At 74.1% G+C, this 23,345-nt stretch carries 14 protein-coding genes; 12 read left to right on the forward strand and 2 right to left on the reverse strand.

What is annotated here, in order from left to right; genetic code table 11:
* Window positions 1-257: 257 nt before the first annotated feature.
* From Q5425_RS12735 to Q5425_RS12770, 8 genes are all read left to right on the forward strand, one after another.
* The gene (locus tag Q5425_RS12735) at window positions 258-7,160 is read left to right on the forward strand and encodes an SDR family NAD(P)-dependent oxidoreductase (RefSeq protein ID WP_308672387.1); all 6,903 of its coding nucleotides are present in this window, start codon (window positions 258-260) and stop codon (window positions 7,158-7,160) included.
* A 5-nt stretch (window positions 7,161-7,165) separates the two neighbouring features.
* Window positions 7,166-11,527 (forward strand): beta-ketoacyl synthase N-terminal-like domain-containing protein, encoded by a 4,362-nt coding sequence (locus Q5425_RS12740; RefSeq protein WP_308672388.1) that lies wholly within the window; start codon window positions 7,166-7,168, stop codon window positions 11,525-11,527.
* Complete coding sequence (locus Q5425_RS12745) at window positions 11,524-11,850, forward strand: phosphopantetheine-binding protein (RefSeq protein ID WP_308672389.1); 327 nt, start codon at window positions 11,524-11,526, stop codon at window positions 11,848-11,850. Before Q5425_RS12740 ends, Q5425_RS12745 begins: the two co-directional genes overlap by 4 nt.
* Window positions 11,847-12,650, forward strand: coding sequence for an alpha/beta hydrolase (locus Q5425_RS12750; RefSeq protein WP_308672390.1), 804 nt, complete (start codon window positions 11,847-11,849; stop codon window positions 12,648-12,650). The genes Q5425_RS12745 and Q5425_RS12750 overlap by 4 nt, the downstream gene beginning before the upstream one ends.
* Entirely contained in the window at window positions 12,650-13,819 is a 1,170-nt protein-coding gene (locus Q5425_RS12755) for a nucleotide disphospho-sugar-binding domain-containing protein (RefSeq protein WP_308672391.1), read from the forward strand. The genes Q5425_RS12750 and Q5425_RS12755 overlap by 1 nt, the downstream gene beginning before the upstream one ends.
* Before the next feature lie 46 nt (window positions 13,820-13,865).
* A complete protein-coding gene (locus Q5425_RS12760; protein ID WP_308672392.1) occupies window positions 13,866-14,318 on the forward strand; it encodes a GNAT family N-acetyltransferase in 453 nt (150 codons plus the stop codon).
* A gap of 26 nt (window positions 14,319-14,344) precedes the next feature.
* A complete protein-coding gene (locus Q5425_RS12765; protein WP_308672393.1) occupies window positions 14,345-15,181 on the forward strand; it encodes an SDR family oxidoreductase in 837 nt (278 codons plus the stop codon).
* Window positions 15,182-15,261: 80 nt separating this feature from the next.
* Complete coding sequence (locus Q5425_RS12770) at window positions 15,262-17,292, forward strand: MDR family MFS transporter (RefSeq protein ID WP_308672394.1); 2,031 nt, start codon at window positions 15,262-15,264, stop codon at window positions 17,290-17,292.
* Between the two features lie 53 nt (window positions 17,293-17,345).
* Here the strand turns inward: Q5425_RS12770 and Q5425_RS12775 are convergent, their stop codons facing one another.
* Complete coding sequence (locus Q5425_RS12775; RefSeq protein WP_308672395.1) at window positions 17,346-18,182, reverse strand: PHP domain-containing protein; 837 nt, start codon at window positions 18,180-18,182, stop codon at window positions 17,346-17,348.
* Window positions 18,183-18,212: 30 nt separating this feature from the next.
* On the opposite strand from Q5425_RS12775, the gene ligD reads away from it, so the two are divergent.
* From ligD to Q5425_RS12795, 4 genes are all read left to right on the forward strand, one after another.
* The gene (gene ligD / locus Q5425_RS12780) at window positions 18,213-19,157 is read left to right on the forward strand and encodes a non-homologous end-joining DNA ligase (RefSeq protein WP_308672396.1); all 945 of its coding nucleotides are present in this window, start codon (window positions 18,213-18,215) and stop codon (window positions 19,155-19,157) included.
* Between the two features lie 43 nt (window positions 19,158-19,200).
* Complete coding sequence (locus tag Q5425_RS12785; RefSeq protein WP_308672397.1) at window positions 19,201-19,569, forward strand: hypothetical protein; 369 nt, start codon at window positions 19,201-19,203, stop codon at window positions 19,567-19,569.
* Window positions 19,570-19,764: 195 nt separating this feature from the next.
* Window positions 19,765-21,195 carry a carboxylesterase family protein gene (locus Q5425_RS12790; protein ID WP_308672398.1) on the forward strand — a complete coding sequence of 477 codons (1,431 nt, stop codon included), beginning with the start codon at window positions 19,765-19,767 and terminating at the stop codon, window positions 21,193-21,195.
* A gap of 150 nt (window positions 21,196-21,345) precedes the next feature.
* Complete coding sequence (locus Q5425_RS12795; RefSeq protein ID WP_308672399.1) at window positions 21,346-22,623, forward strand: ATP-binding protein; 1,278 nt, start codon at window positions 21,346-21,348, stop codon at window positions 22,621-22,623.
* On the opposite strand, the gene Q5425_RS12800 is transcribed toward Q5425_RS12795, so the two are convergent.
* Window positions 22,601-23,317 (reverse strand): GNAT family N-acetyltransferase, encoded by a 717-nt coding sequence (locus tag Q5425_RS12800; protein ID WP_308672400.1) that lies wholly within the window; start codon window positions 23,315-23,317, stop codon window positions 22,601-22,603. The genes Q5425_RS12795 and Q5425_RS12800 overlap by 23 nt on opposite strands.
* Window positions 23,318-23,345 lie beyond the last annotated feature (28 nt).

Here is a 23,345-nt window from a genome sequence, read left to right on the forward strand (position 1 = left end):
GCTTGCGCCGTCCGGCGGCGCGTACCGGGTGGACCACGCCGCCGAACTGGTCCGCCGGGGCAGGACCGGGCAATCGGAGTGCCCGCCCCGGGCAAGGAACGTGACGGCGACGTTAAATTCTTGCGCCGTCGGCCTGGTCCATCCCGAATTTTCTGAACCCCGGCTATGAAATCGCGGTGGGTTGTTGACGGCGCGGAAGGAACCCGCTTAAGTACACCCCGTTACCCATCACCCTTTCGTGCGTAGCGGGAGTTCCCATGCGTCTCTCGAAAGACGACTCCGTGCCGGCCGAGCTGGTCGTCGCCGTGTCGCCGCTGCGATGGCCGTCGGCGCGCGGGGTCGCCGCCGCCGCGCGCGGAGGCGCGCTCGGCGTGCTAGATCTGACGGCCGGGGGCGCCGCGGCCGCGGAGGAGCTCGCGCTGCTGGGGGAATGGGGCATCCCGGCGTTCGGGGTCCGGCTCGCCCGCCCCGCGGAGGCGGACCTGCCCGATGCCGCGACCACCGTGCTGCTGACCGAAGATTCCCCGTGCACGGCGCGGGATTTCCCGGGCCGGCGGGTGCTGGCCGAGGTCACCTCCCGCGCGGCGGCCGGCCGCGCGGTCGCCGCCGGCGCGGCCGGCCTGATCGCGCGCGGCCACGAATGCGGCGGCCCGGCCGGGGAACTGAGCACCTTCGTGCTGCTGCAGGCCCTGCTCGACGACGACGCACTCGGCGTCCCGGTGTGGGCGGCGGGCGGCATCGGCCCGCACACCGCCGCGGCCGCCGTCGCGGGCGGCGCGGCCGGGGTCGTCGTCGACACCCAGCTCGCCCTGCTGCCGGAAGCCGAACTGCCATCCGCCCTCACCACGGCCGTCACCGGCCTCGACGGCTCGGAAACGACCGTCGTCGACGGCGTCCGCGTGCTGGCCCGGCGCGGGAGCACCCCGGTCGAAGCGGGCCAGGACGTCTTCCTCGCCACCCGGTTCCGCGACCGCTGGGGCACGGTGACCGCGGCGGTGCGCGGCCTGGCCGACGCCGTCGGCGAAGCCCTGCGCCTGCCCGACGCGGTGCTGGGCCCCGGCAGCGCGGGCAGCCGCGCACTCGGCACGGCACTGCCGGTCGCACAGGGACCGATGACCCGGGTCAGCGACCAGCCCGCGTTCGCGGCCGCGGTCGCCGCGGGCGGGGCGCTGCCGTTCATCGCGCTGGCCCTCTCCGGCCCGGAACAGACCCGCGACGTCCTGGAACGAACCCGCGCGGCCGTCGGCGACGCGCCGTGGGGTGTCGGTGTCCTCGGGTTCGCCGCCGACGACGTCAAAGCCGCGCAGCTGGCGGTGATCCGCGAGCTGCGGCCCACCCACGCGATCATCGCCGGTGGCCGCCCGGCCCAGGCCGCGGCCTTGGAGGAAGCCGGCATCGCCACCTTCCTCCACGTGCCCTCACCGGGCCTGCTGAAGCAGTTCCTCGAGGCGGGGGCGCGCAAGTTCGTCTTCGAGGGCTCGGAATGCGGCGGCCACGTCGGCCCGCGCACCAGCTTCCCGCTGTGGGAGGCCCAGCTCGGCGTGCTCGCCGACTTCCTCGCGGCCACCCCGGACGCGGCCGCCGGCCTGCAGCTGCTGTTCGCCGGCGGCATCCACGACGAACGCTCGGCCGCGATGGTGGCCGCCCTCGCCGCGCCGGTCGCCGCGCGGGGCGTTGCCGCCGGGGTTCTGATGGGCACCGCCTACCTCTTCACCCGCGAGGCCGTCGACGCGGGCGCCGTGCTTCCGCTGTTCCAGCGCCGGCTCCTGGAAGCCGAGCACACCGACCTGCTCGAAACCGCGCCGGGACACGCCACCCGCTGCGTCCGCAGCCCGTTCACCGAGGAGTACGCGGCGATCAAGGCGGACCTCGCCGGGCGCGGCGTGCCGAGCCGGGACGCGTGGGAACACCTGGAGACCCTCAACGTCGGGCGGCTCCGCCTGGCGAGCAAGGGCATCGAGCGCGTCGGGGCCGAACTGCGCGACGTCGGCGAAGACCGCCAGCTCGCCGAGGGCATGTTCATGGCGGGCGAGGTCGCCGTGCTGCGCTCGGCCGTCACCACGATCGCCGGTCTGCACCACTCGGTCGGCGAAGGCGCGAACGCGTTCCTGCGCGCGCGGGCCGCCGAATTCGGCGTCGCCGAGGTGGAACCGGCGGCCCCCGAGCCGCTGGACATCGCGATCGTCGGCATGGCCTGCATGTTCCCGCAGGCTCCCGACCTGGCGGCGTTCTGGGCGAACGTCCTGGCCGGCACCGACGCGGTCACCGAAGTGCCGCCGCAGCGCTGGGACACCGCCTTGTACTACGACCCGGAGGGCCAAGGGGAGCGGACGCCGTCGCGCTGGGGCGGATTCCTGCCCGAGATCGGCTTCGACCCGCTCAAGTACGGCATTCCGCCGTCGTCGCTGGCCAGCATCGAACCCGTGCAGCTGCTGGCCCTGGAGGCCGCGCACCGCGCGCTGGCCGATGCGGGCTACGCCGGCCGCGCGTTCGACCGGGCCCGGACGTCGGTGGTGTTCGGCGCCGAAGCGGGCAGCGACCTGTCGAACGCGATGACCTTGCGCTCGGTGCTGCCGTCCTACGTGGGCGAGCTACCGTCCGAACTGGACGAACGGCTGCCGCGGATCACCGAGGACTCCTTCCCGGGCGTGCTGGCCAACGTCATCGCCGGGCGGATCGCCAACCGGCTCGACCTGGGCGGCGCCAACTACACGGTCGACGCCGCGTGCGCGTCCTCGCTGACCGCGGTCGACGTCGCCTGCAAGGAACTGACCGCCGGCACCAGCGACCTCGTCCTCTGCGGCGGCGCGGACCTGCACAACGGCATCAACGACTACCTCCTGTTCGCTTCGGCGCACGCCCTCTCGCCCACCGGGCGGTCGGCGACGTTCGACAGCGCGGCCGACGGCATCGCGCTCGGCGAAGGCGTCGCCTGCATCGCCCTGAAGCGCCTCGCCGACGCCGAACGCGACGGCGACCGCGTGTACGCGGTGATCAAGGGCGTCGGCGCGGCCTCCGACGGCCGCGCGCTGGGCCTGACCGCCCCCCGGCCCGAGGGCCAGCACACCGCGTTGACCCGCGCCTACCGCAACGCCGGCGTCTCGCCCGCGCGCGTCGGGCTCGTCGAGGCGCACGGCACCGGCACCGTCGTCGGCGACCGGACCGAGCTCGGCACGCTGACGAAGGTGTTCACCGAGGCCGGTGCCGCGCCGGGCGCCTGCACGATCGGCTCGGTGAAGTCCCAGATCGGGCACACCAAGTGCGCCGCGGGCCTGGCCGGGCTGATCAAGGCCGCGCTGGCGCTGCACACCGGCGTCAAACCGCCGACGCTGCACCTTTCCTCGCCGAACCCGGCCTGGGACCCCACGACGAGCCCGTTCGTGTTCCAGTCGGCGGCGCAGCCGTGGCCCGCCCCGCCCGCGGAGCGGCTCGCCGGCGTCAGCGCGTTCGGCTTCGGCGGCACCAACTTCCACGTGGTGCTCGGCGCGCACGACGGCGTGCCGCCCGCGCAGGCGGCCGACGAGTGGCCCGCGGAGCTGTTCACCTTCCCCACGGAGTCCGCGGCGCGGGCCGTGCTGGAGCTGGCCACCGACGTCCCGGCAGGGCGGGAGCCGTGGCGGCTGCGCGATCTGGCCCTGAGTGCGTCGCGGCGGGCCGAAGCGGCAGGCGGGCGGATCCGCCTCGCCGTCGTCGCGTCCACTGTGGACGAGCTGACCCGGTTGCTGCGGCAGGCGCTGGACGGGCAGGACGTGCCGGGCGTGCACCGCGCCGGTGCGGACGAACCCGGCGACGTCGCGGTCCTGTTCCCCGGCCAGGGCAGCCAGCGGCCGGGCATGTTCGCCGAGCTGTTCGTCACCTTCCCGGAGCTGCAGCGGTACCTGCGCCTGGACCCGGCGACGGCCGACGTCGTGTTCGGCCCGGCGGTGTTCGGGAAGCAGGCGCGGCAGGCGCCGGCCACGCGCGTCACGGACACCCGCGTCGCGCAGCCCGCGCTCGGCGTCACCGGGCTGGCGGCGTTCCGGCTGCTGAGCCGCGCCGGCGTGCGGCCCGCGATGACCGGCGGCCACAGCTACGGCGAGCTGACGGCGCTGGCCGCGGCGGGCGCGCTCACGCCGGAAGCCCTGCTGCACGCCAGCCACGCCCGGGCCGCGGCGATCCTCGACGCGGTGCCCGGCGGGGATCCCGGCACGATGGCCGCGGTCTCGGCGGGAGCCGCCGAGACCGGGAAAGTCCTCGCCGACGCCGGGCTCGCCAACGTCGTCCTGGCCAACCACAACTCGCCGAAGCAGACGGTGATCTCCGGACCCACCGCCGACGTCGAGGCCGCCGTCGGGCACCTGCGTGCCGCCGGCCTCGGCGCGAAACGGATCCAGGTCGCGTGCGCGTTCCACAGCTCCCTGGTGGCTCCCGCGGGAGAGGCGTTCGGCCGGGCGCTCGACGCGATCGGCGTCGTGCGGCCCGCCGTCCCGGTGTACGGCAACCGGACGGCCGGGCCGTACCCGGCGGACCCGGACGCGATCCGCGGCGAACTGGCCGCCCAGCTGGGCGCGCCGGTCCGGTTCGTCGAGCAGGTCGAGGCGATGTACGCCGCCGGGGCGCGGGTGTTCGTCGAGGCCGGGCCCGGAGCCGTGCTGGTCAAGCAGGTCGCCGCCATCCTCGGCGACCGGCCGCACCGGACGGTCGGGTTCGAACAGCCGGGCCGGCGTGGCCTGCCGGGTTTCCTCAGCGCGTTGGCGCAGCTGGCGGTGGCCGGGGTGCCCGTCGAGACGGGCTGGCTGTTCCGCGGCCGCGACGCGGTCGACGCTTCCGCCGCGCCGCGGCCGAAACGTCCCGGGTGGACGGTCGACGGCCACCTGCTCCGAACGGCGGACGGCACGATCCCGGCCGGCGCGTTGCGTCCGGCCGAACGGGTCTCGTCGGTGTGGCCCGCCGCGGCCCCGCAGGCGGCGACGTCGGAGGCGATGGTCGCGGACTTCCTCCGCACGAGCCGCGAGATGATCGCCGCCCAGCGCGACGTGCTCCTCGGCTTCTTCGGCACCGACGCCCCGGTGCCGGTCCCCGCGCAGCTCCCGGTCATCGAGCCGCCCACGGTGGCGCCGGCCGCGCAGCCGAAGGCGGCTTCGGTGCTGGAGACCGTGGTGGCGGTGATCGGGGAGCGGACCGGGTATCCGGTGGAGATGATCGAGCCGGACCTCGACCTGGAAGCCGACCTGAGCGTGGATTCGATCAAGCGGGCGGAGATCGCGGGCGAGCTGGCGTCCCGGCTGGGTCTCGCGGGTGGCGACGTGGAGGAGTTCGCCAAGGCCCGCACGGCGTCGGCGATCGCCGAGCTGATCGGCGACCAGCGCCCCAATGTGGCGTTGGTTGCGTTGAACGCACCGAACGCCACATTGGTTGCGTCTGACGCACCGAACGCCACATTGGGGCGCTCGGTGCTGGAGACCGTCGTCGAGGTGATCGGGGAGCGGACCGGGTATCCGGTGGAGCTGATCGAGCCGGACCTCGATCTGGAAGCCGACCTGAGCATCGACTCGATCAAGCGGGCCGAGATCGCCGGCGAACTCGCCACCCGCCTGAACCTCGACACCGGAGACGACGTCGAAGAGCTGGCCAAGGCCCGCACGGCCGCGGCCATCGCCGAGCTGATCGATCCCGAGCGCCCCAATGTGGCGTTCGGTGCATCCAACGCACCGAACGCCACATTGGGTGCGTCTGACGCAACCAACGCCACATTGGGGCGCTCGGGGCCGGCTGAGCCCGCGCCGGTCGTCGTTGCGCCGAAGCGGCTGGTCATGGCCGAGGTCGAGCTCGCTCCCGCCGAGGTCCCTCAAGTCAGCGGGCGCAAGTTTCTCCTGCTCGGGCGCGGGGCGCTCGCCGAGGCCGTCAGGGGCCGCCTGAACGAGCTGGGCGCGTCCGCCGAGGTCGCCGACGACGTCCGGCCCGGGTTCGACGGGGTCCTGTTCCTGCCGGACGACGGGCCCGTGCTGCCTGCCGCCTTCCCCCGGTACCAAGCCGCCCTGGCGATGAACCCCGCCTGGCTGCTGACCGCCGGACCCGGCGAGGGACTGCGCGGCTTCCACCGCAGCCTCGCCCGCGAATACCCGGACACCCTCACCCGCGTCGTCGAGCTGTCCCCGAGCGAGACGCCCGAAGCACAGGCAACGGCCTTCGTCGAAGAACTGTCCTCAGGAGACCGCGAGCCGGTCGTCGTCCGCGAAGGCGGACATCGCAGGGGCTTCCGGATGACCGAACAGGACCTCGGCCCGCTCGGCAGCAGCGGCGCGGGCCCGGCGGGCGACGGCGCCGCCGAAGCGGCCGCCATCGGCCTGGACCGCGACTCGGTCGTCCTGCTCGTCGGTGGCGCCAAGGGCATCACCGCCCGGTTCGCCGAGACACTGGCCGGCGCCGCCCGCTGCCGGATCGAACTCCTCGGCCGGACCCCGGTGCCGACGGCCCACGACGAACACCCGCAGGCCGAAACCGCCAGGGACCTCCGCGCCGCGCTCATCGAAGCCGGGCTGAAGAGCCCCGCCGAGGTCGAACGGACGGTCCGCCGGATCCTCGGCGAGCGCGAGGTCCGGCGGACCCTGGCGAAGCTCGAGGCCCTCGGCAGCCCGGTGCGCTACCAGTCGGTCGACATGCTCGACGCCGAAGCCGTGCACCGCGCGGTCAAGGAGATCCACGCCGAGCACGGCCGCCTCGACGGCATCGTCTACGCGGCCGGCGTGATCGAGGACAAGCTCGTCGCCGAGAAGACGCCGGAGTCGTTCGGCCGCGTTTACGGCACGAAGGTCGACGGCGCCCGCACCCTCCTGGAGGCGACCGCCGACCTGCCCGACGAGCCGAAGTTCGTGGTCCTGTTCGGCAGCATCGCCGCGGCACTGGGCAACCGCGGCCAGTCGGACTACGCCGCCGCCAACGACGCACTCGAGGCGCTGGGCCACCGGTGGCCCGCGGGGCGGGCGGTGACCGTCCACTGGGGACCGTGGGCCCCGACCGGCGACCACGACGGCATGGTGACGCCCGAGCTGATGCGCGACTACGCCCGCCGCGGCATCGCGCTGATCGACCCGGAGGAGGGCACCCTCGGCCTGCTGCGGGAGCTGGCGTGGGGCCGCACCGACACCGGCGCCGTCGTCCACACGGCGTCCGGATGGTGACGGACATGCGGGTTGCCATTGTCGGGATGTCGGTGCTGCTGCCCGGCGCCCCCGACCTGGCGAGCTACTGGCGCAACCTGGCCGGCGGTGTCGACGCGATCACCGAAGTGCCGCCCGAAAAGTGGGACGGCACGCACTACGCGCCCGGCGAGCAGCGCCGGGCCGACCGGGTCTACTGCCGGCGCGGCGGGTTCGTCGACGACCTGGCCGAAGTGGACGTCACCGGCTTCGGGATCATGCCGAACTCCGTGGCCGCCACCGAGCCGGACCAGCTGATCGCGCTGCGGGTCGCCGCACAGGCCGTCGCGGACGCCGGCGGGCCGGACCGGCTGCCCGCCGACCGCGCGAAGGTCGGGGTCGTGCTCGGCCGCGGCGGCTACCTGACGCCGGGGCTGGTCCGCCTCGACCAGCGCGTCCGCACCGCCAGCCAGCTCGTCCGCACCCTCGGCGAGCTGCTGCCCGACCTGGACGCGGACCGGCTCGACGCCGTCCGCCAGGCGTTCACCGACCAGCTCGGCCCCGAGGCGCCCGAGTCCGCGATCGGGCTGGTGCCCAACCTGGCCGCGTCGCGGCTGGCCAACCGCCTCGACCTGCGCGGGCCCGCGTACACCGTGGACGCCGCGTGCGCGTCCTCGCTCATCGCCGTCGACCACGCCGTGCGCGAGCTGGCCACCGGCCGCTGCGACGTCGTCCTCGCCGGCGGGGTGCACCACTGCCACGACATCACCTTCTGGAGCGTGTTCAACCAGCTCGGCGCGCTGTCGCCGTCCGAGCGGATCCGGCCGTTCCACCGCGACGCCGACGGGGTCCTGATCGGCGAAGGCACCGGCGTCGTCGTGCTCAAGCGCCTCGCCGACGCCGAGCGCGACGGCGACCGCGTCTACGCGGTGATCACCGGCACCGGCGTCGCCTCCGACGGGCGGACCGCGAGCCTGGCCAGCCCCGACTCCGGCGGCCAGGTCCGGGCCGTCCGCCAGGCGTGGGCCGCGGCGGGCCTCGACCCGGCGGCTCCGGACTCGATCGGCCTGCTGGAGGCGCACGGCACCGCCACCCCGGCCGGCGACGCGGCGGAGCTCGCCACCCTCTCGGAGGTCTTCGGGAGCCACGGCCGCGCGGTGCTCGGCTCGGTCAAGTCGATGATCGGCCACACGATGCCCGCGGCGGGCGTCGCCGGGCTCGTCAAGGCGGCCCTGGCCGTGCACCACGGCGTCCTGCTGCCCACCCTGCACTGCGACGACCCGCACCCGGCGCTGGCCGCGACGCGGTTCTCCGCTTTGGCCGCCGCCAGGCCGTGGGACGCGCCGGTGCGCCGCGCCGGCGTCAACGCGTTCGGCTTCGGCGGGATCAACGCCCACGTCGTCCTGGAGCAGGCACCGGGCCGGGCGAAGCCGGTCGCGGTCCGCGAGCCCGAACGCATGCTGCGGCTCGCCGCGCCGACCGTCGACGCGCTGCGCGAGCTGTTCGACCGGCCCGGCACGCCGGAGACCGGCACCGGGCCGGTCCGGCTCGGCATCGTCGACCCGACGGAGAAGCGGCTGGCCCTGGCCAGGAAGGCACTGGCGCGGGGCCGGGCCTGGCGCGGCCGCAACGACGTGTGGTTCGCCGACCGCCCGCTGCTGGGGCCGGCCGGGGGCAGGATCGCCTTCCTCTTCCCCGGCCTGGAGTCGGAGCTCACGCTGAACTGCGGCGACGTCGCCCGCCACTTCGGCCTGCCGTGGAAGCACGCCGACGTCGAGGTCGGCGACGTCGGACGGCAGGGCGCCGCGGTGTTCGAGCTGGGCAGGCTGCTGCACGCCGCCCTCGGGCGGATCGGCGTCACGCCCGACGCCGTCGCCGGGCACAGCCTGGGTGAATGGACGGCGATGGCCGTGGCCGGCGTGCACGCCGGGGCCGAGGTCGACGCCTTCCTCGCCGGCTTCGACCCGGACGCGCTCGTCGTCCCCGGGCTCGCCTTCGCCGCGGTCGGCGCGCCCGCGCCCCGGGTGCTCGAGGAGCTCGCCGGCCGCACCGACGTCGTCCTCTCGCACGACAACTCCCCGAACCAGGCCATGATCTGCGGTCCGGAAGCGGCGGTCGGCGCGCTCGTGCAGCGGTTCCGGGACGCGGGGGTCGTGGCGCAGGTGCTGCCCTTCCGGTCCGGTTTCCACACCCCGATGCTGCGGCCGTACCTGGACCCGATCCGCGCCGCGGCCGAGCGCTTCACCTTGTACCCGCCGCAGCTGCCGCTGTGGTCGGCGACCACGGTGTCGGAATACCCGGCGGGCGAGGCCGAGGTCCGCGAGCTGTTCGTGCGGCACCTGCTGCAGCCGGTCCGGTTCCGCCCGCTCGTGCGGGCGCTGCACGCCGCCGGGTTCCGCGCGTTCGTCCAGGTGGGCGCCGGGCAGCTCGGCTCCCTGGTCGGCGACACCCTGCACGGCGAAGACCACCTCGTGGTGGCGGCGCACTCGGCCCAGCGCCCCGGGCTCGCGCAGCTGCGCCGGGTCGCGACCGCGCTGTGGGCCCACGGCCTCGACGGCCCGCTCCCGGGAGGCGGAGCTCCCGGGTGTCACGTCGACTTCTCCCGCCTGCCGGGCGAGCGCCCGATCGCCCCCAAGGCGGTCAAGCTCGACCTCGGTGGCCGCCTGATCTCGCTGGACGAGCAGGTCCGCGCGCGCATCGCCCTGCCGCCCACCGGCAGGTCCACTGTGGACGACCTGGCCGGGAAGGGCCCGCTCGCCGCGGAGTTCGCCGCCCTGCTGGCCGACACGGCCGAGCTGGCCTCCACCGTCCTCGCCCCCCGCCCCGACCCCGCACTTTCACGTGAAAGTGCGGCCCCAGGACGGAGCTTTCACGTGAAAGCTCCGTCACCGGCGGCGCTGGACACCACGCTTGTCGTCTCGATCGAGGCGATGCCGTACCTGCTCGACCACTGCTTCTTCAAGCAGCCGCCGCAGGCCGACCCGGGGGACCGCTGGCCGGTCGTTCCGGCGACCACGGTGATCGACCACCTGATGCGGTTCGCCGAGCAGGCCGCGCCCGGGCGCCGCGCGGTCGCGGTGCACGACGTCCGCCTCACCCAGTGGATCACCGCGGTCCCGGCCGTCACCGTGCCGGTGCGCGTCCGGCCGCAGGGCGCCGACCGGGTGCTCGCGGCCCTCGACGGCTACTCGCAGGCCGTTGTGGAACTCGCCCCGGAACACCCCGCAGAAGCGCCCGCGCCGTGGCGGTTCCCCGCGTCGGCCGAACAGGTCCCCGAGACCACGGCGGCCCAGCTGTACGACGAGCGCTGGATGTTCCACGGCCCGCGCTTCCAGGGCGTCACGGAGCTGACCGCCGTCGGCGAGCGGCACGTGCGGGCCGTGCTGACGACACCGGCCGCGCCCGGCGCGCTGCTCGACAACGTCGGCCAGGTGCTCGGCTACTGGATCATGTCCCGGCTGCCCGAGCGCACCACCGTCTTCCCGGTCGCCATGCGCAAGATCCGGTTCCACGGCCCGCACCCGGCACCGGGGGAGCGGCTGGAGTGCCTGGTCCGGATCACCGGGCTGACGGACGAGTTCCTCGACGCGGACATGCAGCTCGTCCGCGACGGCCGGGTCTGGGCCGAGTTCACCGGCTGGCGCGACCGGCGGTTCGACAGCACCGCGCACATCCGCCAGGCCGACCGGACGCCGGAGCGCTCGACCCTGTCGCACGAGCAGCCGGGCGGCTGGGCGCTGGTGCACGAGCAGTGGCCGGACCTGGCCACCCGCGAGCTGATCATGCGCAACTACCTCGCCGGCGCCGAGCGGGAGGCCTACGAACGCCGTCCGCCGCGCGGGCGGCGCCAGTGGCTGCTCGGCCGGATCGCGGCCAAGGACGCCATCCGGCAGTTCCTCTGGCCCCGCGGCGAAACCGAGATGTTCCCGGCCGAGCTGCGCATCGGCAACGACGACCGCGGACGTCCGCAGGCGACCGGCGCCTACGGCCGCGAGCTGCCGCCGGTGACGATTTCCGTGGCGCACCGCGCCGAAGCCGGCGTCGCGATCGCCCGCCACGGGCCCTGCGGCATCGACGTCGAGGAGGTCGTGCCGCGCTCGAAGTCCACTGTGGAGGCGGCGCTCGGGCCGGCCGAGCTGGCGCTGTTCGCGAGCCTGTCCGGCGATCCGGAGCGGTGGTTCGCCCGGTTCTGGACCGCGAAGGAGGCGGTGGCGAAGCTGCGCGGCACCGGCCTGCGCGGCGAACCGCGGGACTTCGAGGTCGTCGCGGCCGCGCCGGCCGAGCTGACCGTCCGCACCGGCGGCCACGAATACCGCGTGTGCTGCACCGACGTCGAAAACCCGCCGGGCGCGCCGCCGCGCCGTTACGTCGTCGCCTGGACCGAAGAGACGAAGGAGACTGCCGGATGAGCATCGAGACCACGGCTGCGGACGAGGTGACCGTGCTCGCCCAGCTCGGCGAAATGCTGCGGGAGCTGCTCGAAGAGTACGGCCTCGACGGGGAAGACGACGAGGAAGACGCTGCCGAAATCACCATGGACACGACGTTCCACGACGACCTCGAACTGGAGAGCGTCGACCTGGTGGCGCTGTCCGGGCAGCTGCGCGAGCGCTACGGCGACCGCGTCAACTTCGCGACCTTCATCGCCGAGCGGGACCTCGACGAGATCATCGCGCTGACCGTCGGCGAGCTCGTCCGGTACATCGTCGCCTCCCTGCGGGCGACGGCGTGAGCCGGATCCGTGCGGGCGAGCTGGACGTGCACGTCCAGCGGCTCACCCCGGACCCCGCGCCCGACGGCGGCGCGCCGATCGTGGTGTGCGTCCACGGCCTGCTCACCGACAGCCTGGCCAGCTACTACTTCACGCTCGGCCCGGACTTCGCCGCGCGCGGGCTCGACGTGCTGATGTACGACCTGCGCGGGCACGGCCGGACCACCCGCCCGCCGTCCGGGTACCACCTGGAACGGTTCGTCGACGACCTGGTCGCCGTCCTCGACGCGTGCGGGATCACGCGGCCGGTGCACGTCGTCGGCAACTCGTTCGGCGCTTCGGTGGCGTTCGGGCTGGCCGCCGCCCGGCCCGACCGGGTGGCGAGCGTCGTCGTCATCGAGGGCGAACCCCCGACCGGGGAGTGGACCCGGCACATGGCCGACGGTCTCGCCGACGCCAAGAACCGGCTGGCGATCGACGAGGTGATCGGCTGGATCGCCGACAACCACGGCGCGCACACCGCACGGCTGTCCAAGGCCGCGAACCGGATCCTGCAGACCACCACGATCGCCGAGGACATCCCGCGCAGCGCGACCATCGCGGCGGACCTCTCGGCGGTGCGCTGCCCGGTGTTCGCGATCTTCGGCGGCGACTCCGGGCTGGCGGCCCAGGTGCCGCACTTCGAAACGCACCTCGACGGCCGCTGTGTCGTGCTGCCCGGCCAGGGACACTCGGTATTGGTCGAGCGGACCGCGGAGATCACGGAGCTGATCTTCGAGTGGGTCCGCGACACCGCGCGCACGCAGGCGCGGGTGCGGTAGTGGCGCGGTTCCTCTTCGTCGTCCCGCCCCTGGTCGGGCACGTCAACCCGGCCGTCGGCGTGGCGGCCGAGCTCACCGCGCGCGGCCACGAGGTCGCCTGGGCCGGCCACGACGAGCTCCTGTGGCAGCTGACCGGCCCGGAGGCGCTCGTGTTCTCCTGCGCCGTGCCGCCGGACCTGCCCGCGCGCCCGGCCGCGCTCAAGGGACCGGCGGCGCTGCGCTTCCTGTGGCAGGACTTCCTCGTCCCGCTGGCCGGCGCGATGGCGCCCGGCGTGACCGCGGCACTGTTTGCGTTCGAACCGCACGTCGTGGTCGCCGACCAGCAGGCGCTGGCCGGCGGCCTGCTCGCCGAAGCCCACGGCCTGCCGTGGGTCACCTCGGCGACGACGTCGGCCGAACTGGTCGACCCCCTGGCCGGCATGCCGAAGGTCGCCGAGTGGGTCGGCTCGCTGCTCGACGGGCTGCGCGCGCGCATCACCGGCGGCCGGGGCGAGGCGGATCCCCGGTTTTCACCGCACGGCGTCCTCGCCTTCACCACCCGCGAGCTGCTCGGCGCGGCCACCCTGCCGCCGCAGGTCCGGCTCGTCGGGCCCGCCCTCGGCGCGCGTCCGTCCACAACGGAGTTCCCGTGGGAGTGGCTCGACCCGCTCCGGCCGACCGTGCTGGTGTCGCTCGGGACCGCGAACACCTCGGCGGGAGCCGGGTTCCTGACGGCGACGGCGGAGGCGTTCGCGGAGACGTCCGCGCGGGCGGTGATCGCCGACCCGGGTGGTGTGCTCGGCGAGGTCCCGCCGAACGTGCTGGTGCGGCCGCACGTCCCGCAGCTGCCGCTGCTGTCCCGGGTCGACGCGGTCCTGTGCCACGCGGGCCACAACACGGTCTGCGAAACGCTGTGGCACGGCCTGCCGCTGGTGGTGGCCCCGATCCGCGACGACCAGCCGATCGTGGCGGCCCAGGTGGTCGCCGCGGGCGCGGGCGTCCGGCTGCGCTTCGGCCGCGCCGACGCACCCCGCATCGCGGCGGCGGTCGAGGAAGTGCTGACGGAACCGTCGTACCGGCGCGCGGCCGAAACGGTCGCGGCCTCGTTCCACGCGGCGGGCGGAAGTGCGGCGGCCGCGGGGCACCTGGAACAGCTGGCCCTGGAAAGCCTGGCGCACCTCCCGCGCTGAAAGTCGTTGTTTACACCGAAAAATCGACGGGGTTACCGTCGTGGCCATGACTGTTTCCGAATGCCGTCCCGAGGACGTTCCCGACCTGGTGGCGTCGGCCGCGGCGCTGTTCGCCGAGGACGGCGGGCGCCACGATCCGTTCATGGACACCGGCTGGCCCGCCCGCGAAGGCCGGGCCTACTACGCGGATCTCGTCGAGGATCCGGCGTGCCTGTGCCTGCTGGCCGACGGGGGTGGGGGTCACCTGGTCGGGCGGCTCCGCCGGCCGAACCCGCTGCGGCCCGGCGCCGTGACGGCCGAACTGGAAAGCATGCGCGTCGCACCGGAGCGGCGTCGCGAGGGGGTGGGAAGTGCGCTCGTGAACGCGTTCCTGGCCTGGGCACACGAACACGGCGCGAACGAAACGACTGTGCAGGCGTACGCGCAGAACGCCAGTGCACTCAACTTCTACCGCACACGGGGATTCCGGCCGGTTCTGGTGACCTTGGCGCGCACCTGAGCCCCTCCGGGGTGACACTGGAACCCATGGGCATCCTGGACGGCCGGGCCGTCGTGGTCACCGGTGCCGGACGTGGGCTGGGCCGGGCTTTCGCGCGGCACGCGGCGGAGAACGGCGCCGCGGTCGTCGTCAACGACGTTGATGCGGAACCGGCCCACGAGACCGTCACGGCGATCGAGGCGGACGGCGGCACCGCCGTGGCGAGCGTCGGCTCGGTGGCCGAGGCGGACTACGCGCGGTCGCTGATCACCCTGTGCTGCAGGCGGTTCGGGTCTCTCGACGGGCTCGTCAACAACGCCGCCGTCGGGTACCACGCGCCGCCGTGGGAGGACGACGACACCGAGCGGACCCGCGCACTGGTCGAGACCAACGTGCTCGGTCCGTTCCACTGTGGCACCGCCGCCGCGAAAGTCATGTGCGCCCGCGGCCGCGGTGTCATCGTCAACGTGACGTCGGGGTCGATGATCGGGCAGCGCCGCGCCGCCGCGTACTCGGCGTCGAAGGGCGCGGTGGCGTCGATGACCTATTCGTGGGCCGTCGACCTGGCCGAGCACGGGGTGCGCGTCAACGCCGTCAGCCCGATCGCCTGGACCCGGCTGATGGCCGCCGACCCGAACGGGAACCCCGCCGCACCCCCGCCGGAGCAGGTGGCGCCGCTGGTGACCTACCTGCTCAGCGACCTCTCGGCCGGCGTCACCGGGCAGGTGCTGCGGCTCGCCGACGGGCACCTGCACGCGGTCCGGCAGCCCGCCATCATCCGGCCGGTCCTGCACCGGGAGACCTGGACGGTCGACCAGATCGCCGCGGCCGTCGGCGGCGAACTCGTCCTCGAGTCACCGCCCCGTGACCGCTGGACGCTCTGACCGGCCCGGACCACCGGAACGGGTGGCTATCCACAATGGACCCCGCGCACTAGCTTGGAGGACGGGCGAGGAGGGCGGAGATGACGGCCACCGCGGAGGTCACCCCGGGCGCGGCGACACCGCCCGCCCTGACCCGCGGCCGGGTCAACGCCGTGTTCGGCGCCGTGCTGCTCGGGATGCTGCTGGCGGCGCTGGACCAGACCATCGTCGGGACCGCGCTGCCCACCATCGTCGGCGACCTCGGCGGCGCGGGCCACCTGTCCTGGGTGGTCACGTCCTACCTGCTCGCCGAGACGATCATGACCGTGGTCGTCGGCAAGCTCGGCGACCTGTTCGGCCGCAAGCCGATGTTCCAGCTGTCGGTCGTCGTGTTCGGTGTCGGCTCGTTCTGCGCCGGCTTCGCCGACAGCATGGTCTGGCTGATCGTCTGGCGCGCGGTGCAGGGCCTCGGCGGCGGCGGGCTGATGGTCACCTCGACCGCGATCGTCGCCGACGTCGTCCCGCTGCGCGAACGCGGCAAGTACCAGGGTGTGCTCGGCTCGGTGTTCGGCGTGGTGACCGTGGCCGGCCCGATGCTCGGCGGCTTCTTCGTCGACCACCTGTCGTGGCGCTGGGCGTTCTACGTCAACATCCCGCTGGTCGTCGTGGTGCTGGTGGTGGCGTCCTCGGCGATGCCGAACGCCCGCGCCGCGGTCAAACCGGTCATCGACTACCTCGGCATCCTGCTCATCGGCCTCGCCGCGACCGGTCTGACGCTGGTCACCAGCTGGGGCGGCACGCAGTACGCGTGGGGCTCGCCGGTGATCATCGGGATGGCGCTCGGCTCGGTGGTGCTGCTCGCGGCGTTCGTCGTCGTCGAGCTGCGGGCGGAAGAGCCGATGCTGCCGATGCGGCTGTTCCGCAACCCCGTGTTCACCGTCGGCGGGATCATGAGCTTCGTCGTCGGCTTCGCGATGCTCGGCGCGCTGTCCTACCTGCCGACGTACATGCAGTACGTCCAGGGCACCTCCGCGACGACGTCCGGGGTCCGGCTGCTGCCGATGGTGCTGGCGCTGCTCGTCGCGTCGATCACCGCGGGCAACGCGGTGAGCCGCACCGGCCGCTACAAGATCTTCCCCCTGGCCGGCGCCGCGGGCATGACGGTCGGGCTCTACCTGCTTTCGCGGCTCGACACCGACACCGGGTTCTGGGAGGCGTCGGCGTACATGGCCGTGCTGGGGCTCGGCATCGGGCTCGGCATGCAGGTGCTGACGATCGCCGTGCAGAACACGGTCGACTACGCCGACCTCGGCGTCGCGACGTCCGGCGTGACGTTCCTGCGTTCGATCGGCAGCTCGTTCGGCGCGGCGATCTTCGGCACGGTGTACGCCAACCAGCTGACCCCCAAGCTGGCCGCGCTTCCGGTGCCGCCGGGGGTGGACCCGCGGGCGCTGCAAGTACCCACGGCGTTGCACGCGCTGCCGGACGCCGTGTCGGCTCCGGTGATCAAGGCGTACAGCGACTCCCTCCACGTGGTGTTCCTCGCGGCGGCGCCGGTCGGCCTGGTCGCGTTCGCGCTGGCGTTCTTCCTGAAGGAGGTACCGCTGCGCGACACGGCCCGCGCGGCGGCGCCCGGCCTCGGCGACGGTTTCGCGATGCCGGAAGCCCGCACGGACGACCGTGAGCTGGAACGCGCGGTCGCGACGCTGTTCTTCCGCGAACGCCGTCAGGTGGCACCGGCGATCATCGAGCGAGCCGGGAGCGACCTCGACGAGGGCGGCATCTGGTGCCTGCTGCAGGTCCACCTGCGCGGCCGCCGCGGTTCCCCGGCCACGCTGCGAGCGATCGGCGAGCACTTCGGCGTACCGGCGCAGGTGCTGGAGCCGGCGTTCAACCGCCTAGAGCTGACGGGCCACCTGAGGTACACCCGGGACGGCTGGGAGCTGACTGCGTCGGGCCGCGAAGAGTTCGCGAAGGTGGTCCAGGCCTGGCACGACTGGCTGGCCGACCGCCTCGGCGACTGGGGCCCGACCGACCGCGCCGACCTGGACGCGGCGATCGGCCGGGTCGCGGCCCGGCTGATGGACCAGAGCGGGGACTCACGCTCGTACGGTCGCCACGCCCTGGCCTGACACCGCACTTTCCCTACGAAAGTGACGGCGTCACTTTCGTAGGGAAAGTGACCTCAGCGGCGCCAGAAGTCGTGCGGGGTGCGGCCCCTTCGGAAGCCGCAGGCCTCGACCAGCGCTGCCGCCTCCGGGAAACCGTGGCCGACCAGGGCCGGGTCGTGGGCGTCGCTGCCGAACGCCACCGCCTCGCCGCCCACCTGGAACCACCAGCGCACCACCTCGCCCGGCAGCGGCACCTTCGTGTTCACCTCCAGAGCGCGACCGCTGCGAGCCAGCTCCCGCAGCACCGTCCGGAACTCCTCCTCGAACTCGGCCGCCACGAACGGTGGACCTTCCCCCGGCCACGAGCGCAGCGCGTAGTCGATGTGGGCCAGCACCGCGAAGTCCGCCGTCGACTCGACGAGTGCCAGTACCTCCTCCAGGTACGCCCGCAGCACCTCGCCGGGCGGCCGGTCCGAGATCGTCGTCAGCTCGTGGTGGTGCTCGCCGTCCGGCAGGGAATGGACCGAGCCCAGTACCCGGTCGAAGGCGTTGGCCGCCAGCAGCGCGTCGGCGCGGGGGCGGTGCCGGTGCGGCTCGCTCAGCTCCACACCCGACAAGATCCGCAGGCCGGCGAACCGGGAGCGGCACTCCTCGACGCACGCCAGATATCCCGCGACGTCGAGGTCCGGCGGCTCGAGGACGCCGTCCGGGCGCAGGCGCACCCGGAAGTGGTCCGGCAGCAGCGGGCGGATCGGTGCCGGGATCAGCCACGGCGTCAGGTCCGCGTGCTCGGTGAACGCCACCGAAGGCAGGCCCAGCTCCAGCGCCCGTTCGCACGAGCCGGTCATCGAGCCGGTGATCGTGTCCCAGGACCATTCGGTGTGGACGTGACCGTCCGCCGGCAGGCTCACCGGTCCACCGTAGCGAGTAGCGTCTGATCCATGGCGGACAAGGCTGTAGAGCTCGAAGTCGGGCACCGGACCGTCCGGATCTCCAACCCGGACCGGGTGTACTTCCCGGCCCGCGGCGAGACGAAGCTCGACCTGGTCAACTACTACCTCTCGGTGGGCGACGGCATCGTCAACGCCCTGCGGGAACGGCCCTGCATGCTGCACCGGTTCCCCTCCGGCGTGGCGGGGGAGAAGGTGCACCAGAAGCGCGTGCCGAACGGCGCCCCGCCCTGGCTGGAGACCGTCCGGGTCACCTTCCCGCGCTACAACCGGCACGCCGACGAACTGTGCGTCACCGAGCTCGCGCACGTCGCCTGGGCCGTGCAGATGTCCACAGTGGAGTTCCACCCGTGGAACTCGCGGCGCGCCGACACCGAGAAGCCCGACGAGTGGCGCATCGACCTCGACCCGATGCCCGGCTGCGGCTTCGACCGCGTCCGCCGGGTCGCGCACGTGGCCCACGAAATCCTCGACGAGCTCGGCGCGGTCGGCTGGCCGAAGACCTCCGGCGGCCGCGGCCTGCACGTCTACGTCCGGATCGAACCCCGCTGGGGCTTCTCCGACGTCCGCCGGGCGGCGCTGGCCTTCGCCCACGAGGTCGAGCGGCGGGCCCCGGACGACGTCACCACCACCTGGTGGCGCAAGGACCGCGACCCGCGGCTGCTCTTCGTCGACTACAACCAGAACGCCCGCGACCACACGATCGCCAGCGCCTACTCGGTCCGCGGCAACCCCGAGGGCACGGTCTCGACGCCGATCCGCTGGGAGGAGATCGACGACGCCGAGCCGGGCGACTTCACCATCGCCACCGTCCCGGCCCGCTTCGCCGAGCTCGGCGACCTCCACGCCGGCATCGACGACGCCGTGTTTTCCCTGGACCCGCTGCTGGAGTGGGCCGACCGCGACGGCGTCGAGGAACCACCCGACCCGGACTGACGTATTTCCGCGCCCGCCCGCGGCTCTGCACGAGGTGAAGGTCGTGCTGTCGGGTTTGGACGCGGGCGCGTGGAGCCTGGTCGCGTTGCAGGTGGTCCTCGAACGCGAGGGCCACGAGGTGTGCGTGGCGGCCGAGGTGCTCGGCGCGTGCCGGCGCGAGCGCCCGGATTGCCTGGTGCTGTCCACCGTGTTCGGCGCGCCGGGTGTGGACGTGCTGCGCCGCGTGCGCGCCGACCCCGCACTGGCGGGCCTGCCGGTGGTGATCGGCGGCCGGCTGGGACGCCCGCGCGCGGAACTGCTGGCGCAGGGCTTCGACGAGGCGTTCCCGGTCGCCGCCGCGGATCCCGGGGGAGCAGTGGCGGCGCTCCGGTCCTACCTGGCTCGGGTGGTCGTGAGTGGTAAGGCGGGTTAGAACCCGCCTTACCACTCACGACGGCCCCGCCCGTACCGCAACGGGAATTCACGGCGCCGGGCCCGATCGGCGAAATCGGGCCCGGCGCCGTTATCCATCCGCGACAACGCAGGAGACGGTCCGCCCATGACGGCGGCCCGTCCACGGTCCTAGGCTGACGGGCGCTTCCCCCGACAGTCCACGAAGGGACCCCGCATGTCCGACCCCGTCGTCCCCACCACGTCCGGCGCGGTCCGCGGTCAGGTCACCCCCGCCGGCGTGGTGCTCTTCCGAGGTATCCCGTACGCCGCCGCGCCCGAGGGCGAGCTGCGCTTCGCCGAGCCCGTCCCGGCGCAGCCGTGGGAGGGCGTCCGTGAAGCGCAGAGACCCGGGCCGACGGCACCGCAACGCCGTCACGACGTGCCCGGGGTCGACCAGGTTCCGCTCACCGGCACCGGCTGGCGGCCGGGCCCGGAGTACCTGACGGTGGACGTCTGGACCCCGCAGCCGGGCGCCGCTTCGCTGCCGGTGCTGGTGTTCGTGCACGGCGGCGCGTTCCTCGGCGGCACGGGGTCCGCCGCGGTCCACGACGGCACCGCGTTCGCCCGGGCCGGCGCGGTGCTGGTGACCGTCCAGTACCGGCTCGGCATCGACGGGTTCCTCCCCCTGGACGGCGGCGCGACCAACCTCGGCCTGCGCGACCAGCTCGCGGCCCTGCGCTGGGTCCGGGAAAACATCGCCGCGTTCGGCGGCGACCCCGCCAACGTCACGCTCTTCGGCTCGGCTTCCGGTGCCGTCAGCGTCGCCTGCCTGCTGGGATCGCCGCTGTCGCCGGGGCTCTTCCACCGCGCCATCGTCCAAAGCGGACACCCGGACATGGTGCGCGACGGCGTCCAGGCGCGCCGGCTCGCGAGGGTGGTCGCCGACGAGCTGAAGGCGGAACCGACCGCGGAGGCGTTCCGGAAGGTGTCGACCGAGCAGCTGCTCGACGCGCAGGACGCCGTCCTGCGGCCGGGCGGCGCCCCCGATCTGCGCGACGCGCTGGGGTACGACCGCGGGTACGGGTTGAGCCCGTTCCTCCCGGTGGTCGGCGACGACGTCCTGCCGCAGCACCCGGGCAAGGCGATCCGGGCGGGCGCGGGCCGCGACGTCGACCTGATCGCGGGCAGCTGCAGCGAAGAGATGCGGCTCTACCTGGTGCCCACCGGCGCGCTCGAAGCGGTCACCGACGACCAGGCCGTGGCGTCGCTGGCGGTGTCGCACCCCGACCCGGCCGGCGTGCTGTACGCCTACGGCCTCGGCTCCGGCCGGACGGCGGGCGAGGTCCTCGTCGAGGCCCTGACGGACCTGGTCTTCCGCGACGGGGTGCGCGACCTCGCCGAGCACCACACCGGCCGGACGTTCCGGTACGAGTTCGAATGGGGTTCGCCCCTGCTCGAGGGCCGCCTGGGCGCGTGCCACGGGCTCGAGCTGCCGTTCGTGTTCGACGCGCTGGACGTGGTGTCCGGGCCGCGCGGCCTGCTCGGCGAGAACCCGCCGCGGGAGCTGGCCGCCGACCTGAACGGCGCTTGGCACCGCTTCGCCACCACGGGTTCGCCCGGCTGGGCGGAGTACACGGGCGAGGACACCCTGTACCACGCGTACTGACCGCAAAGCCGGGCCCGCGGCCGGCCGGATCACGAACCGGTGGCGGCCCCTTGCTCCAGCGGGCTGGCTCCGGGCCGGGACGGTTGACTAGCCCCCCGCCGCGCTGCCAGGCTCAGGCCGCCCGGACGGCCGGATGAATGGGGACCACCGATGCCCGAGGCGGGCTCCGCCGCACCGCCACGCGCGTTCGTCCGCACGCTGCTGCGCAGCGGCACCCCCGCGGAACCTGCCGAGCCCGTTCCCGACAGCGGCGACCTCACCGCGGTCGGCGACGCGACGCTCGCCCGCGCCTCGCGCTACTGGGTCCTGGTGCCGCTGGCGTACCGCATCGCGGCGTTCGTCAAGGTGTTCATCGGGTTCGCCGCCGCGAACGGCGGCCTCGGCCTCGGCCCGGTGCTGGGCGCCACGGTGTTCGCCGTCGCGGCCAACACCGCCGCGGCGGCCTGGGTGCTGCGTTCGGGCGGGTTGCGGGCCCGGGTCACCGGCCGCGCCCTCGGCCTGGACCTGGCCATCGGCGTGGCGCTCAACTTCGTGGTGGCGATGACGGCCCCGGCCGTGGTGCAGCCGTTCGCCGTCGACGTCTCCTGGACCTGGCTGGTCGGCTCGGTCGCCATGTGGGCGGGCACGACCGGGCTGCCCGCGGCGCTGTGGCTGTTCGCGGCGGCCGTCCCGCTCCGGGCGGCGCTGACCCTGGCCGGCGGCCTGCCGCTGGACCACCAGCTCGCCGTGACGCGCTCGATCGGCTGCATGGTGGCGCTGGCGGTGGCGATCGTGCTCGCCGTGGCGATCCTCATCCTGCTCGGCGTCGGCACCCGGTTCGCGGTGGACATCGGGCTCCGGCGCGGGCGCGAGGCCGAGCGCCACCGGACCCGCCGCATCATGCACGACAGCGTGCTGCAGACGCTCGAAGCGCTGGCCATTTCGGCACCGGGCGACGACGCTCAGGCCGTGAAGCGCCTGTCGGAGCTGCGTTCGGTGGCCAAGGCGGAGGCGGCCGAGCTCCGCCGCCGGATCACCGAGCCCCTGCCGTCGGGGCCGACGCGCAGTTTTGCGGTCGAGCTGGCCGACGTCGCCACCGAGCTGGCCCGCGACGGCCTGCGCACACAGCTCGTCGCGGCGGACTTCGCCGACGACCACAAGGTCTCGCAGGACCGGCGCACCGCGTTGTGCGAAGCGGTCCGGGAGGCGTTGCGCAACACGGTGAAGCACTCGGGGACGAAGCAGGTGGTGCTGCGGGTGGAGGAGCGAGACGGCGGCATCGCGGTCGTGGCCCGCGACCAGGGCCAGGGCTTCGACGTCCGCGACCGGCCCCCGGGCTTCGGCATCAGCCAGTCGATCGTGGCCCGCTTGGCCGAGGTGGGCGGCCACGGAACGGTGGACTCCCAGCCGGGCCGCGGCACCCGAGTCACGATGTGGGTACCGGGCTAGGCGGCTGAACCGCCACCGCGAGCGGCACCCGGACCGCCACGAAGTCCGGCCGCTGCCGCAGGGCGAACCCGAGGGACAGGTAGAGCCGGATCGCGGCGGTGTTCCCCGCCGCCGCGTGCATCAGCGGGATCTCGCCGCGGTCGCGGATGCCGGCGGCCACCGCGAGCACCAGCCGCGTCGCGAGGCCCTGCCCGCGGTACGCCGGGTCCGTGCAGACCGCGCTGATCTCCGTGTGGCCCGGCGGGTGCAGCCGCTCGCCGGCCATCGCGACCAGCGCGCCGCCGCGCCGGATGCCGAGGTAGGTGCCGAGTTCGACGGTCCGCTTCCGGAACGGCCCCGGCCGCGTCCGCTCGACGAGGTCCAGCATCTCCGGCACGTCCGCGGGACCGAGCCGCACGGCTTCCGGCTCGGGCGCGGCCGCGACCCCCGCGTCGACCAGCTGCACGCCGGGGATCTCGTCGAGCACCTCCCACCCGGACGGCGGCCGCGCGGCGGTCGCGGCGAGCACGAAGGTCGCGCCCGGCCCGGCGAGCTCGGCGACGTCCAGCCAGTCCTGCTCATCCGGGTCGTCGGGCAGGGCGAGGAACGGTGCGACGTCCTCCGGGTAGCGCAGGACGCGCCCCTGCCGTTCGGCGAAGCGGGCGTGCGGGCCGGTCAGTGCCGCCCGGGTCGGGTTGTCCAGCGGAGAAGCCATGGCTCCAGCATGCGGACGCGGGGCGAGT

The organism is Amycolatopsis sp. A133 (genome assembly GCF_031082405.1).
Taxonomy (GTDB): domain Bacteria; phylum Actinomycetota; class Actinomycetes; order Mycobacteriales; family Pseudonocardiaceae; genus Amycolatopsis.

What these genes read in the sequence shown, in the direction of transcription:
- Q5425_RS12735 (WP_308672387.1), top strand. Translation starts at nt 258, where the DNA reads ATGCGTCTCTCGAAAGACGACTCCGTGCCGGCCGAGCTGGTCGTCGCC.
- Q5425_RS12740 (WP_308672388.1), top strand. Translation starts at nt 7,166, where the DNA reads ATGCGGGTTGCCATTGTCGGGATGTCGGTGCTGCTGCCCGGCGCCCCC.
- Q5425_RS12745 (WP_308672389.1), top strand. Translation starts at nt 11,524, where the DNA reads ATGAGCATCGAGACCACGGCTGCGGACGAGGTGACCGTGCTCGCCCAG.
- Q5425_RS12760 (WP_308672392.1), top strand. Translation starts at nt 13,866, where the DNA reads ATGACTGTTTCCGAATGCCGTCCCGAGGACGTTCCCGACCTGGTGGCG.
- Q5425_RS12765 (WP_308672393.1), top strand. Translation starts at nt 14,345, where the DNA reads ATGGGCATCCTGGACGGCCGGGCCGTCGTGGTCACCGGTGCCGGACGT.
- Q5425_RS12770 (WP_308672394.1), top strand. Translation starts at nt 15,262, where the DNA reads ATGACGGCCACCGCGGAGGTCACCCCGGGCGCGGCGACACCGCCCGCC.
- ligD (WP_308672396.1), top strand. Translation starts at nt 18,213, where the DNA reads ATGGCGGACAAGGCTGTAGAGCTCGAAGTCGGGCACCGGACCGTCCGG.
- Q5425_RS12790 (WP_308672398.1), top strand. Translation starts at nt 19,765, where the DNA reads ATGTCCGACCCCGTCGTCCCCACCACGTCCGGCGCGGTCCGCGGTCAG.
- Q5425_RS12795 (WP_308672399.1), top strand. Translation starts at nt 21,346, where the DNA reads ATGCCCGAGGCGGGCTCCGCCGCACCGCCACGCGCGTTCGTCCGCACG.
- Q5425_RS12800 (WP_308672400.1), bottom strand. Translation starts at nt 23,317, where the DNA reads ATGGCTTCTCCGCTGGACAACCCGACCCGGGCGGCACTGACCGGCCCG.